The sequence below is a fragment of the Amaricoccus sp. genome, from assembly GCF_036846665.1.
Classification (GTDB): domain Bacteria; phylum Pseudomonadota; class Alphaproteobacteria; order Rhodobacterales; family Rhodobacteraceae; genus Amaricoccus.
Genome location: NZ_DAIUBO010000096.1, coordinates 1 through 13,871, shown reverse-complemented (window position 1 = coordinate 13,871; position 13,871 = coordinate 1). Strand labels below are relative to the sequence as shown.

The 13,871-nt window shown below is 70.6% G+C and carries 11 protein-coding genes; 7 read left to right on the top strand and 4 right to left on the bottom strand.

Annotated elements, in window-relative coordinates; all coding sequences use genetic code 11:
• Nucleotides 1–234 precede the first annotated feature (234 nt).
• Nucleotides 235–1,386, top strand: a complete 1,152-nt coding sequence (locus tag V7050_RS10955) for a carboxylate-amine ligase (protein ID WP_324369018.1) — start codon at nucleotides 235–237, stop codon at nucleotides 1,384–1,386.
• 199 nt (nucleotides 1,387–1,585) lie between these two features.
• Nucleotides 1,586–2,707, top strand: coding sequence for an alpha/beta hydrolase-fold protein (locus tag V7050_RS10950; RefSeq protein ID WP_324369020.1), 1,122 nt, complete (start codon nucleotides 1,586–1,588; stop codon nucleotides 2,705–2,707).
• A gap of 471 nt (nucleotides 2,708–3,178) precedes the next feature.
• Here V7050_RS10950 and V7050_RS10945 read toward each other — a convergent pair whose 3' ends face one another.
• On the bottom strand, nucleotides 3,179–3,373 hold the full coding sequence (locus V7050_RS10945) for a hypothetical protein (protein ID WP_324369021.1): 195 nt from the start codon (nucleotides 3,371–3,373) through the stop codon (nucleotides 3,179–3,181).
• Here V7050_RS10945 and V7050_RS10940 point away from each other — a divergent pair.
• From V7050_RS10940 to V7050_RS21045, 3 genes are all read left to right on the top strand, one after another.
• Nucleotides 3,366–3,686: a hypothetical protein gene (locus tag V7050_RS10940; RefSeq protein WP_324369023.1), complete on the top strand. Its 321-nt coding sequence runs from the start codon at nucleotides 3,366–3,368 to the stop codon at nucleotides 3,684–3,686. The two genes, V7050_RS10945 and V7050_RS10940, sit on opposite strands and share 8 nt — an antisense overlap.
• An 85-nt stretch (nucleotides 3,687–3,771) precedes the next feature.
• The gene (locus V7050_RS10935) at nucleotides 3,772–3,996 is read left to right on the top strand and encodes a hypothetical protein (protein ID WP_324369025.1); all 225 of its coding nucleotides are present in this window, start codon (nucleotides 3,772–3,774) and stop codon (nucleotides 3,994–3,996) included.
• 168 nt (nucleotides 3,997–4,164) lie between these two features.
• A complete protein-coding gene (locus V7050_RS21045) occupies nucleotides 4,165–6,795 on the top strand; it encodes an ATP-binding cassette domain-containing protein (protein ID WP_442885332.1) in 2,631 nt (876 codons plus the stop codon).
• Nucleotides 6,796–7,055: 260 nt separating this feature from the next.
• Here V7050_RS21045 and der read toward each other — a convergent pair whose 3' ends face one another.
• The 3 genes from der to V7050_RS10915 all read right to left on the bottom strand — a co-directional run bounded on the left by der (nucleotide 7,056) and on the right by V7050_RS10915 (nucleotide 10,625).
• Nucleotides 7,056–8,504, bottom strand: coding sequence for a ribosome biogenesis GTPase Der (gene der, locus V7050_RS10925; RefSeq protein WP_324369026.1), 1,449 nt, complete (start codon nucleotides 8,502–8,504; stop codon nucleotides 7,056–7,058).
• Between the two features lie 64 nt (nucleotides 8,505–8,568).
• Complete coding sequence (locus V7050_RS10920) at nucleotides 8,569–9,927, bottom strand: PQQ-like beta-propeller repeat protein (RefSeq protein ID WP_324373808.1); 1,359 nt, start codon at nucleotides 9,925–9,927, stop codon at nucleotides 8,569–8,571.
• An 11-nt stretch (nucleotides 9,928–9,938) separates the two neighbouring features.
• A complete protein-coding gene (locus V7050_RS10915; protein WP_324373807.1) occupies nucleotides 9,939–10,625 on the bottom strand; it encodes a hypothetical protein in 687 nt (228 codons plus the stop codon).
• 440 nt (nucleotides 10,626–11,065) lie between these two features.
• Between V7050_RS10915 and V7050_RS10910 the strand changes: the two genes are divergently transcribed.
• Nucleotides 11,066–12,151 carry an efflux RND transporter periplasmic adaptor subunit gene (locus V7050_RS10910; RefSeq protein ID WP_324369412.1) on the top strand — a complete coding sequence of 362 codons (1,086 nt, stop codon included), beginning with the start codon at nucleotides 11,066–11,068 and terminating at the stop codon, nucleotides 12,149–12,151.
• Nucleotides 12,148–13,871: efflux RND transporter permease subunit (locus V7050_RS10905; protein ID WP_324410533.1), on the top strand; the 1,724-nt coding region annotated here is incomplete at its 3' end. The genes V7050_RS10910 and V7050_RS10905, both read left to right, overlap by 4 nt.

Here is a 13,871-nt window from a genome sequence, read left to right as displayed (position 1 = left end):
GCCCGGGCGGAAGCGAAGCGCCCGCGTCGTGCCGGAGGCATGCCGTTGGCGTGACGGGCCGCGGCGGGCGCTGCCCGGCGGTGCCCGCCGGGCGGGGTGGTGGGGCCGGGCACGCCCGGAGTTCGTAAGGACGGTGTCGCGTTGCCAAATGGGATCCCCCCGGATTCCCCCACCGCGGCGCTTGACATCCGCCGGCCTTTGCCCGGACCTTCACGCATCAAGGCGGGGGACGAGATGAGCATCGAGAAAGAGACCTTTTCCATCGGAATCGAGGAGGAATACCTCCTCGTCGACCCGGAGACCCGGGCGCTCGCCACCCGGCAGCCCGCCGGCTTCATGGCGCATTGCAAGGAGATCCTCGGCGACAAGGTCACCCACGAATTCCTCCAGGCCCAGGTCGAGATCGGCACCGGCGTCTGCGCCACCATCGGCGAGGCCCGCGAGGAGATCCGCATGCTCCGCGGCGCCATCGCCGAGGCCGCCACCGCCCACGGCATGCGCATGATCGCCGCCTCCTCCCACCCCTGGGCCCATTGGAAGGAACAGGAACCCGTCGACATGGAGCGCTACCGCATCCTCGGCGCCGAGCACCGCAGCCTCGCGCGGCGCATGGCGATCTGCGGCATGCATGTCCATGCCGGCATCGCCGACCCGAACCTCCGCGTCGACCTGATGAGCCAGGTCAGCTACTTCATGCCGCATCTTCTGGCGCTCTCGACCTCCTCGCCCTTCTGGGAGGGCCACGACACCGGGCTGAAGGCCTTCCGCCCGATCATCATCGGCGACCTGCCGCGCTCCGGCCTGCCGGAGGTCTTCGAGAGCTGGAACGACTGGAACGAGATGCTGGAGATCCTCAGCGACACCGGCATGGTCAAGGATCCCACCCGCATCTGGTGGGACATCCGCCCCTCGGGCAAGCATCCGACGCTCGAGATCCGCATCTGCGACATCTGCACCTGGTCGGAGGACGGGCTGACCATCGCCGCGCTCTACCAGTCCATCCTCGCCTTCCTCTACCATCTGCGCGGCGAGAACCAGCGCTGGCGCTCCTATCGCCAGATCCTCGTGCTCGAGAACAAGTGGCGCGCGCAACGCTATGGAATCGAGGCGGAAATGGGTGATTTCGGCAAGCGCAAGCTCGTGCCGCTGCCCGATCTCATCGACGAGCTGGTCGAGCTGCTCCGGCCCCATGCCGAAAGGCTCGGCTGCATCGAGGAGGTCGAGCATGCGCGGGTGATCGCCCGCCGCGGCACCAGCGCCGACCATCAGCTGCGCGTCTACAACGCCGCCCTCGCCGGGGGCGCGGCCGATCACGACGCCCAGATCGCGGTGGTGGACTGGCTGATCGAGCAGACGGTGACCCCCGACGGCTCGGCGCCCGCCTGATCCGCGCCCCCCTGATCCGCACCCGCCCGGTCCGCGCCCGCCCGATCGGCATCCGACGGAGGAATTGCATCCGCTCTCCGCGCGTCCTAATTGATCGTCAGGGCGCGGCATCCGGGATCGCGCCGCCAATGCGACCGCCATCGAGCAGTGGATCAACGAGTTGAATGTCCAGTCCGAATTCCCCACGTCCGCGCCTGCCGTGACGGATCATCCCGCCATTGCGGCGCTGCTCGCCGGAGGCACGCCCTCCGCCGAGGCCGTCACCGCCTTTCTCGCCGAACGGCCCTTCCCGCTGATCGAGCCGGGTGCGGCCACCTTCGCCTGGCGCGGCGCCGCCGAGCGCGTCGAGCTGGTGCGCTTCATCCATGCCAGCGCCAGCCGGACCGGCTTCGAGAAGCTCGCGGACTCCGACCTCTGGCTCCTGCGGCTCCCGGTGGAGAACGACGGGCGCTTCGAGTACAAGTTTGCCGTGGCACGGAACGGCAGCGAGGAATGGATCGTCGATCCGCTCAACCCCGTCCGCGCCGAGGATCCCTTCGGCCAGAACTCGGTCTGCCGCACCTTCGGCTATGCCCGGCCGGCCTGGAGCGAGCCCCGCGGCGCCCCCGCCGGCCATGTGGAGAGCCTCCCGGTCGAGAGCCGCGTCTTCGGCGAGACGAGGATCGAGAAGGTCTACCTGCCGGCACGCTACGCCGCCGGCAGCCCCTGCCCGCTCGTGGTGATCCACGACGGCGACGATTTCATGACCTATGCCGATCTCGCGGTCTCGCTCGACAATTTGATCGACGCCGGCGACATCCCGCCCGTGGTGGCGGCCCTCGTGCAGTCGCGCGACCGCACCGGCGAATATCCCCGCGGCCGGCGGCACGCCCGCTATCTGGTGCACGAGCTGCTGCCTGCACTCTCCGCCCGCTACGCGATCTCCGATCGGCCGCTCGACCGCGTCCTGCTCGGCGCGAGCCTCGGCGCGGTGGCCTCGCTCGCGACCGCCTTCCGCTATCCCGGGTGCTTCGGCGGGCTGGTGCTGAAATCGGGCTCCTTCGTCCTCGACGAGCGCAAGCTCGAACGCCGCACCCATCCGGTCTTCCACCGCGTCGCCCGCCTGGTGCGCGCGCTGCGCCGCGCCCCGCCCCTGCCGCCGACCCGCGCCTTCGTCTCCACCGGCGAGCTCGAAGGCCTCGCCGAGGACAACCGCGCGCTCGCAGGCTTCTTGCGCGAACGCGGCGTCGATGTTCTGTTCAAGAGCGCCTGGGACGGGCATCACTGGCACAATTGGCGCGACCAGCTGCGCGACGGGCTCATGTGGGTGCTGCGGCCGTAGCGGCCGCCGCGGGCGCATCCGCCGCATGCTCCTTCCTTTGATCTCGATCGCCATCTCCGTTCCCCGCTGCCTCGACAGCAGGGACTCACGCTCGGCAACCTCGGGGAATCCCTCGCGAGCCAGCGGTTCGGGCCGCTGGCAGAAATCCCGCCCGAACTCACCTGGGCCAAGATCGCGATAGGTCCCGCTCGGCATGACACGCGCCTTGTCGGGTGCTATCTCGGTGCCGCGCGGGCGACCTCGTGGCGAAGAGTGGCGTATCGGCTGGGAGCGCCGCCGGGCAGCCCATGGAGACCTTGCCGGCTTGAGGCGTCCGCGCACCGCACCCCGCCACGCATCGGGACCGGCACCGGTCTTCCCGCCGTGCCAGGTCCTTCGGCCCGCGGGTATGTCCCGGGGGTCGGCCATCGAGGAAGGACCTTTCCCGGCGGCAGGATCTCCCTGGCCCGGTACCGTGCCACCGTCTCCGCGCTACGAAGTTGCACTCGCGTCGGGTGTATCGCCGAACCTGCCGCCCGCATTCTGGATGAAGTCCGGCGCGAATCGCTCGCTGAAGCCGCAGAGAAAGCCCAGGGCCCAGGCCATGTAGGGCGCCGTCGGTCCCGTGAAATCGACGCCGGGAAAGGACACCAGTCCGACCTGCAGCACCGAATAGACCATGATCACGAAGGCCGCCGCCAGGGTCGTCTCTCCCTCCGGCTTCAACCGCCCCCTGCTCGGCCTGCCGGAGGGCGGCACGCCGAACGAATCCGTCGGCGACGAAACCGTCGCCTCCCCGGGTCACGACTACTGGCACGACCACGGCATCTCGGGCTCGGTCAGTGTCGGCAGCCAGAAGATCAGCGTCGACAAGGGCTGCAGCGCGTTCCTCTGCAACAAGGGCCACGCGAATTCGGGCTCGGTGAGTTTCACCGGCACGACCTATTGGGACGGCGCATTGCCCTACATCACCTTGAGCCTCTGCCAGCCCGATACCTGACCCACCCGGCGCCACCGATGGGGGAGATCGCTGCGGGAACAGCCCGACGCTGGGTTACCGGAGAACCGCAGGAGGAGGAGAGATCATGGCCACGGCAATTGCCGAGATCGACATCGGCGTCAACCTGATCGACAACTACCTTTACCTGATGGATTCGCCGGTGGCGCAGGATCCGGACGGCCGCTTCCTCGTGGTCCAGAACCCGGCCGTGCTTCAATCCGGGTCGGGCCAGGCGAGCGAGTTGCTCACCGTCGACGGGGACGGGCAGCTGGTGCACTACATCCCCGATACCCAGTCGAACTCAGGCTGAAGCAAGATCGTGGTGCCCGACTGCACCCCGCCCGATTATGGCCAGCGCGACAGCGCGACCTCGAGCACGATCATCCGCCTCGCCGGCTATTACGACCAGGGCGGCATCCTGAACCTGCTCGCCTATTTTCCAACGAGCCAGGGAGACGAGCCGAGCTGCGCCACCTGGATGCAGCGGGCGACGGACGGCACCTGGTCCAACGCCACCGCCATCCTGTCGAACAACGTGAAGAACGCGCTGGCCTGCACCTACCAGACCGACGTCTATGTCGACGGCAACGGCCGGGGATACTTCTACGGCGTCTCCGCCCTGATCGGCGACGGCGGCTTCTTCATCGCGACCTACGACGCCGGGGCGGACAAGATCGACCTGATCTATTCCTACGACCTCGACGATTTCCCGCCCTCCCCGGGCCTGAGCGAGCAGGCCGCCTTCCGCATGGCCGCGGGCTCGGGCGGCAACGACGTCACGATCCTCTGGGTCGACATGCCGCAGGGCAGCAGCAATACGGAGATCTACTTCCAGGGCGCCACCATCACCTTGGGCCATCTGAACACGACCTTCGCCTGGTCGAACGGCAAAACGCTCGATCCGCAGGTCCTGAAACCCGGCCTGGGCGTCTTCGGGGTGAGCGACCTGATCGCCCTGCCCGGCAACTACGGCGCCGACGCCATCATCCTCCGCGACGCCGCCGAAGTGCTCTACTTCGTGAGCGGCTACAACACCGCCTCGCCCGCCATCACGCCGCTGACGGGCGGCGCCGAACAGCCGGCGGGCGCCGTCGCCGCCACCGTCGGCCAGGATTCCAACGGCGTGCTGACCGTCTTCGCCATCGAGACGGGCACCACCAACCTCTGGTATCTCCAGCAGCAGCAGGCGGGCGGCAGCTTCGGGACCTGGGTGAACCTCGCGGGCACGCTGACCACCATCGCGAGCCCCGCCACCATGGCCTTCGGCCCGGAGCTCTTCGCGGTGGATCTGAGCTGCGACATCTATCACCAGGCCCGGACGCTCGCGGACCAGGTCTGGGTGACGCGCAAGGTGGCCGAACCCGCGCCCTCCTCGCCGGACAATGACCAGCCGCAGAACATCGCCGGCTACAACATGGAGATCACCGCGCTCGACGACACCGGCGCGCCGATCCCCCAGGCCATCGTCTATGTCGCCGCCGATCACCCCGCGACGATCGTCGTCAACTGTCTCTCCTATCATGCCGACACCAATACGCTGGTGCCGGTAGAGACGGATCCGAACGGGCAGGCCACGGTCACCTACCAGGCCGTCGACCTGAAGCCGCCGCTGTTCACCATGTCGAGCAATGCCGACGGCAGCGGCGTCACCCGCTGGTGCCAGAGCGACGTGGTCCAGACCGACAATCCGCCGCCCACGCCGCCTGCGACCTCCGTCTCGGCGCAGCTCACCGGCGCGACGACCGAAACGCTGACCAGCAACGGCCTCATCGACCCGAGCTACAGCGATCCGAGCCAGGCGGTCCAGGCGATCAACGCCGCCGGCCCCTGGATGAACCCGAACGCCGCCGCGGCCGGAGCCGTGGACACCAGCCGCACCACGGTGCCGCATTGGTCGCTGGACTTCACGGCGCCCGAAGGACCGCGTTTCAGGATCCTGAGCGACGCGGAAGCCGAGGTCATGCGGGAGAACGCGCTCGGCTCCTCCGGGCTCCTCGGCGATGCCTGCCATTTCTTCAAGAACGCCTGGCACGAGCTGCAGTCCTTCTCCGCGAGCCTCGTGGGGGACGTCCTGACCGTCATGCTCAACGGCGAGAAATGGACGATCCAGACCCTCAAACAGGCCGGCGACGCGCTCGAGACCGTGTTCACCCGGATCATGCAGGGGCTGAAGGATCTCCATCAGCTCCTGAAGGACGTGCTCGACTGGCTCAAGATGCTCTTCGAATGGAGCGACATCCTCAACACGCACAACGTGCTGCGCGAGGCGACGAACAGCATGGACCGCGACATCGCCATGGTGTTCCAGAACTACGCGCTCTACCCGCATATGAGCGTCTTCGAGAACATGGCCTACGGGCTCAGGATCTCCGGCCGCCCGAAGGCGGACATCGCCGAGCGGGTGCGGGCGGCAGCGCGGATGCTGCAACCCGAAGACTATCTCGACCGCCGGCCCCGCCAGCTCTCCGGCGGCCAGCGCCAACGGGTGGCGATGGGCCGCGCCATCGTGCGCAAGCCGGCGGTCTTTCTCTCCGACGAGCCGCTCTCGAACCTCGACGCCAAGCTCCGGGTGCAGATGCGGCTCGAGATCAAGGGGCTCCAGCACGCCCTCGGCGTCACCGCGCTCTATGTCACCCACGACCAGGTGGAGGCGATGACGCTCGCCGACCGCATGGCGGTGATGAACGACGGGAGGGCCGAGCAGGTCGGCGCCCCGCTCGAGGTCTATGCCCGCCCCGCCACCATGTTCGTCGCCGGCTTCATCGGCTCGCCGCCGATGAACTTCCTCGCGCCCTCCGACCTGACCGGCGCCGCCGCGCCGGCGCTGCTGGCGGCCCTGCCCCCCGGCACCGCCGCCATCGGCATCCGGCCCGAGCATCTCGAACCCGTCCCCGCCGACCGGGCGGTGCTCTCGGGCAACGCGCGATACACCGAGGCGCTCGGCGCCGAGACCCTGATCCACCTGGCCCGGCCGGAGGGCGAGACCCTGACGGTGCGCATCGCCGGAATCCCGGAGGGCATCGCGCCCGACGCCCGGCTCCATCTCGCCGCGGCGCCGGCGACCATCCGCGCCTTCGATCGGGAGGGGCGGGCGATCGTCGCGGCGTAGCGGGCCGGCACGGCTTCGGGAGGGGTCGAAGCCCAAGTCGTGCCGGCCCTGCCCCTTCCCGGAACATCATCGGTGGTGAGACGCTGCCTGGCCGCGCGCGGCCTCCCGCACCACCGGAAGGGGCACGACCCAAGCCGGATTCCAGCCAGTTTCCAGTCGCTTTCCAGCCCGGGTTTTTCCTGCCTTTCCAACGGACTGATCGTCACTGCGGACGCGAGAGCCGATCGAGCCGGAATCGTGCACCGGACAACCCGCACGGCCTATTCCGTGACCCGCCGCGGCTTGTGCTTGTCGAGCGCGGTGACATTGGGCTTGCGCCGCCCGGCATAGGGATTCTCCCCCGCCCGCAGATGCAGGCGGATCGGCGTGCCCGGCATGTCGAAGTCGCGCCTGAGGCCGTTGACGAGGAAGCGGCGGTAGTCCTCGGGCACCGCCTCGGGATGGGAGGCGAAGAGCACGAAGGTCGGCGGGCGGGTCTTGACCTGGGTCATGTAGCGCAGCCGGATGCGCCGCCCGCCGGGCGCCGGCGGCGGATGCCCGGCGATCTGCGCGCTGAGCCAGCGGTTCAGCCGCGCCGTGGAAATACGCGTATTCCATACGGAATACGCCTTGACGATCGCGTCGTGCAGCCGGTCGAGCCCCTTGCCGGTCAGGGCCGAGACCATCACCATCGGCGCGCCCTTCAGCTGCGGCAGCAGCCGCCCGAAGCTCTCGCGCAGCTCGTTGAGCTTCGCCGGCTTCTCGGCCTCCAGATCCCATTTGTTGACCGCCACGACCACGGCCCGCCCCTCGCGCTCGGCGAGGTCGGCGAGCCGCAGATCCTGGGTCTCGAAGGGGATCTGCACGTCGAGCAGCACCACGACCACCTCGGCGAACTTGACCGCCCGGAGCCCGTCGGAGACCGAGAGCTTCTCGAGCTTCTCCGAGATCTTCGCCTTCTTCCGCATGCCGGCGGTATCGAAGATCCGGAACCCCGTCCCCATCCATTCGGTCTCGACCGCGATCGCGTCCCGGGTGATCCCCGCCTCCGGCCCGGTCAGCAGGCGGTCCTCGCCGAGGATCGCATTGACCAGCGTCGACTTGCCGGCATTGGGGCGCCCCACCACCGCGATCTGGATCGGCCGGCCGGGGGGCAGCGCCACGCCCTCGCCCGCCTCGTCGACGCTGTCGTCGATCTCCTCGGCGACCTCGACGACCTCGGCCGCGTCGGGATGTTCGGCCGCCAGCGGCTCCAGCACCCGCATCAGGTCGTCCATGCCGATCCCGTGCTCGGCGGAAAGCGCCAGCGGCTCGCCGAGGCCGAGTTCCCAGGCCTCGAGCAGCCCTGCCTCCGCCGCCCGCCCTTCGGTCTTGTTGGCCGCGAGGATGACCCGCGCTGCCCGCCGGCGCAGCAGATCCGCGAGCACCCGGTCGAGCGCCGTGACGCCCGAGCGCGCATCGATCAGGAAGAGGCAGACATCGGCCAGATCCACCGCCCGCTCGGTCAGCGCCCGCATCCGCCCCTGGAGGCTCTCCCCGGCCGCCTCCTCCAGCCCGGCGGTGTCGATCACCGTGAAGCGCAGCGGCCCCAGCCGCCCTGCCCCCTCGCGCAGGTCGCGCGTCACCCCCGGCTGGTCGTCGACCAGCGCGAGCCGCCGGCCGACCAGCCGGTTGAACAGCGTCGATTTTCCGACGTTCGGACGGCCGACGATGGCAAGAGTGAACGACATCAACGGGTTCTCGGAGCCGGACGGGCGAAGGCGCTCGCGCGGCGTTGCTTATCCGCTCGCACCGCTATTGGAAAGCGAGAAGCTGCCCCTCGCGGCTGACGACATACATCACGCCTCCCGCCACCGCGGGCGGCGCCGCCGCCCCGCCGGGCAGCGGGATCTCGGCCAGGAGCGAACCGTCCGACGGGCTGAAGCCGCGGAGGAGCCCGTCGCCGCTGGCGACCCAGAGCCGGCCGCCAGCGAGGATCGGCCCGTAATAGGTGACCGCCGTGCTCGGGGGGCCGGCCCTGCCGAGCCAGGAGAGCGGCGTCCTGCGCACCGGAAGGAACTCCGGCAGCTGGATCTCCCAGAGCACCTCGCCGGTCGCGGCATCGGCCCGGACCAGCGCGCCCGCGTCGGAGAGCAGGAAGATCGACCCGCCCACCGGCCAGGCCGGCCCATAGGCACCCTCCGGCATGGTCCAGAGCCGCTCGCCGGTGTCGCGATCGAGCCGGATCGTGCGGCCGCTCTGGTTCGAGGCGAAGACCGCGTCGCCCGCGATGATCGGATCGCCGCTGATGTCGTTGATCTGGTTGCGCGCGAGGTTGCGCCGCCCACCGGTGACCGCCGAGCCCCAGACCTGCAGCCCGCTGCGCGCCAGGACCCCCAGCACCTCGCCGGAGGCGAAGGGCACCACCACCAGCTGGCCCTCGGCCGCCGCCGAGGCGCCCCCGAGCAGCCCGGTGCCGCCGATCCCCTGCAGCCCCCATTCGATGCCGCCGTTCGCGGCGTTCAGCGCATAGGCGAAATCGTTGCGCAGGACCACGATCACCTTGCCGTCATGCACCGTCGGCGCGGAGCGGATCGGCGCCTCGAGCGTCTGGCGCCAGAGAACGCCGCCCGTGGCCGGATTCATCGCCAGCACGTCGCCGAAGCCGGTGGTGACATAGAGCACGCCGCCCGAGACCGCCATGCCGCCGCCCGGCCCGCCGTCGGGGGTCTGGCCCGCAGGCACCAGGCTCTGGGTCCAGACCACCTGGCCGGCGCGGTTCACCGCCGAGATCCGGCCTGCCGCGTCGATCGCGAAGACGAGCCCGCCGGCCACCACCGGACCGGCGAGGATGCGCCGGCGCTTGGCATCGCCCTCGCCGATCCCGGTGGACCAGCGCAGCTGCGGCACCGCCGCCAGCGCCGGATGCGAGGGACGGCCCTGGGCCGCGCCGTTGCGATGGCTCCAGTCGGCGTTGACGCTGACCGGCGGCAGCGCGATCGGAATGGCACGCGGCCCCGCCGCCACGCCCGGCGCCTCGGGCCGGACCGGGATCCGCTCGCCCGGCAGCGGCGCGTCCTTGGAGCAGGCCGCGACGAGGGCGAGTGCGACGAGCCCCGTCAGGAGGCGCGGACGGCGGGCTCGGTCGGACGGGCGGGGCGTGCAAGCGGCCATGGATCGCCGCTTCAGCCGTCGACGGTCGCGGCCGGCGCCGCCTCGACCGGCGCCACCTCGCCGCCCGTCGCGACGATCAGCTGCCGCGCGCGGGCACGGACCTGCTCCGGCGCGGCGGGATCGTCGAGAATGGCCTGAAGGTCGCTCCGCGCCGCCTCCGCATCCCCGGCATCGATCCGCGCCAGCGCCCGCTGCTCGAGCGCCAGCGGCCGGAAGGGCGCCTCCGCGGCCGTCAGCATCTCCAAGGTCGCCAGCCGCTCCGAGCCGTCGAGATCGGCGCCGAGCAGCATCACCCGCTGCAGCGCCGCGAGCTGGCGGTAGAGGTCGGAGACCCCGCCGTCGGCGGAGAGCTCCGCGAGCATCGCCGCCGCGGCGTCGCGCTCGCCCGCCTCGATCCGGCTGCCGGCCTCGGCGAAGCGCGCCAGGACGGCGGCCTCGGGGATCTCGGCGGCGATCTCGCCGAGCCGCCCCGCCCGCTCGGCGGGATCGGTCTCGAGATAGGCGGCCCGCATGGCGTCGCCCGCCGCCTCGGCCGCGGCCTGCATGCGCGCCTTGCGCCATTCGTGCACCGCGGCACCGCCGATGATGAGCACCAGCACCGCGCCGATCAGCCAGCCCCACCGCCGCAGGAAGGCGTAGAGCCGGTCCCGGCGCACCTCCTCGCTGACTTCGTGGATGAAGGAATCGCTCTCGTGCACGCCCGCTCTCCGAAGGGTCAGGGGCGGGGTATAGCTTCCGGCCGATACGGTGCCAAGTGCGTTTGCCACCGCCCGCCGAGCGATCGCATATGCGGCAAATTCTTTCTCCATCGACCGTCCCGCCCCGAGACGAGGGCAGCGCCCGACCCGGCGGGTGCGAAGCGCCCGCGTCGTGCCGGTGGCACGCCTTCGGCGCGACGGGGCGGGGCGGGCGCTGCCCGGCGGTGCCCGCCGGGCGGGGTGGTGAAGCTGGCATGCCCGGAGGTAAGGCAGACGAGGCTGCGTCGTCACATGCAAATCCCCCGCCATTGCTTCCCCGCCCGACGCCTCTATGTATTGCGCCGCGATCTTGATAATCTGCGCCGCATCGCCGTGCGGTGGCTGTCCGGGGCGGGCGGGGCGATCCTTCGCCGGCCGCCCGCAGGAACCGGGAGTGGGTGATGCGCGTGTTTCCGATCCTGACCGCGATCGTCGTGGGGGCGTTCCTCTATGCCTTCGTGATGGAGCGCGACACGCTCCGTGCGATCGCCGGGGCCGAGGCCCTGCCCGAGGCGGCGGCGGAGCCCGAGGCCGACGCCGCCGCGGCGGTGGCGGTCGTGGCCATGCGCTCGGAGGCCCGCGAGGTGGCGAGCGGCATCGTGCTGCGCGGCCGCACCGAGGCCAACCGCCGGGTCGAGGTGCGCGCCCAGACCACCGGGCTGGTCATCTCCGAGCCGCTGCGGCGCGGCGCCATCGTCGCCGAAGGCGACCTGCTCTGCGAGCTCGATCCCGGCAACCGGCCGGCGCTTCTCGCCGAGGCCGAGGCGCGGCTCGCCGAGGCCGAGGCCAACAGCACCGCCTCCGAACGCCTCGCCGAGCGCGGCTATACCGCCGAGACCACGGCCATCGCCAACCGCGCCGCGCTCCAGAGTGCGCAGGCCGGCATCGACCAGGCGCGCCGGGAGATCGACCGCCTCCGGATCGTCGCGCCCTTCGAGGGGCTGATCGAGGCCGATACCGCCGAGCTCGGGGCGCTGCTCCAGCCGGGCTCGGAATGCGCCACGATCATCGACCTCGACCCGATCAAGCTGATCGGCTTCGCCCCCGAGCGCTCGGTCGACCAGATCGAGCCCGGCGCCACGGTCGGCGCGCGGCTGCTCAACGGCAAGGAATTCACCGGCCGCGTCACCTTCGTCTCGCGCTCGGCCGATCCCGCCACCCGCACCTTCCGGGTCGAGGCGGAGGTCCCCAACCCCGATCTCGCGATCCGCGACGGCGCCACCGCCGAAATCCTCGTCTCGCTCGCCGGCTCCGCGGCGCATCTCCTGCCGCAATCGGCGCTGACCCTCGACGATGCCGGCCGGCTCGGCGTGCGCGTGGTCGAAGAGGGCGCCGCCGCCTTCCTGCCGGTCGAGGTCGTGCGCGACACCGCCGAGGGCGTCTGGGTCTCGGGTCTTCCCGAAAGCCTCGACGTCATCGTCGTCGGCCAGGATTTCGTGACCGACGGCCAGAGGGTGACGGTGAGCATGCGGGACCCGCTGCCGTGACCGGCCTCGTCGACTGGGCGACCGGCCGGGCCAGGATGATCGTGGCCCTGATCATCCTCTCGCTCTCGGCGGGCGCCTATGCCTATCTGAACCTGCCCAAGGAAGGCGAGCCGGACATCGAGATCCCCGCGCTCTTCGTCTCGGTGCCCTTCCCCGGCATCTCGGCGGAGGATGCCGAGAAGCTGCTCGTCCGGCCGCTCGAGACCGAATTGCGCGGCCTCACGGACCTCAAGAAGATCTCCGGCACCGCCGCCGAGGGCTACGGCGGCGTCGCGCTCGAATTCGAATTCGGCTGGGACCGCACCGCGACGCTCGCGGACGTGCGCGATCGCGTCTCCCGGGCCCAGGCCGATTTCCCCGAAGGCGCCGACCAGTACACGATCACCGAGATCAACTTCTCGGAATTCCCCATCCTGGTCGTCTCGCTCTCGGGCAGCGTTCCCGAGCGCTCGCTGCTGCGCGTCGCCAAGGCGCTGCAGGACGAGATCGAATCCATCCCCGCGGTGCTCGAGGCCGGCCTCGCCGGCCATCGCGACGAGATGCTCGAAGTGCTGATCGACCCGCTCAAGCTCGAGGCCTACAACGTCACGGCGGACGAGCTGATCTCGGTGGTCACCCGCAACAACCAGCTGATCGCCGCCGGCGAGGTCGATGCGGCCACCGGCGCCTTCTCGGTGAAGATCCCGGCCGCCTTCAGCGGGCCCCAGGACGTCTATGCGCTGCCGGTCAAGGTCAACGGCGACAGCGTCGTGACCTTGGGCGACCTCGCCGAGATCCGCCTGACCTTCGAGGACCGCGAGGGCACCGCACGCTTCAACGGCGAGCCCACGGTGGCGCTCCAGGTGGTCAAGCGCAAGGGCGAGAACGTGATCGACACCGTCGCCCAGGTGCGCCAGAGGGTCGAGGCCGCCCGCGGGAAATGGCCCGAAGATCTGCGCCAGGCGGTGCAGGTCAGCTTCTCGATGGACGCGAGCAACGACGTCTCGAGCATGGTCAGCCAGCTCGAGGGCTCGGTGCTGACGGCGATCTGCCTCGTGATGGTGGTGGTGCTCGCGAGCCTCGGCACCCGCTCCGCGCTCTTGGTCGGCTTCGCCATCCCGACCTCCTTCATGCTCTGCTTCGCGCTGCTCGCGGCCTTCGGCATCTCGATCTCCAACATCGTGATGTTCGGGCTGATCCTCGCGGTGGGCATGCTGGTGGACGGCGCCATCGTCGTCGCGGAATACGCCGAGCAGCGCATCGACCAGGGCCAGGGGCCGATGCGCGCCTATGGCGAGAGCGCCAGGCGCATGTTCTGGCCGATCGTCTCCTCGACCGCCACCACGCTCTGCGCCTTCCTGCCCATGCTCTTCTGGCCCGGCGTCGCGGGCGAGTTCATGGGCAACCTGCCGGTCACGCTGATCTTCGTGCTCTCGGCCTCGCTGGTGGTGGCGCTGATCTACCTGCCGGTGCTCGGCGGCATCGCCGGGCGGATCTCGCGGCACGTCGACCACGGCGCCGAGGCGCTGCACGCGGCCCTGCCGCTCTGGCTGCGCGCAGCGCTCATGCTGCCGGCGGCGGCGCTGCTCTTGGCCGGGCTCGCGGCGCTCGTGCATCGCGCACCCCTGCCGGGGCTCGTGCTCTTCGTCGCGGGCTGCCTCGCGCTCTCGCTGGTCGGCGGCTCGCTGCGCGCGCGCAAGGTGCCGCCCGTGGGCAAGGCGGGCTACCGGCCGAGCCTCTT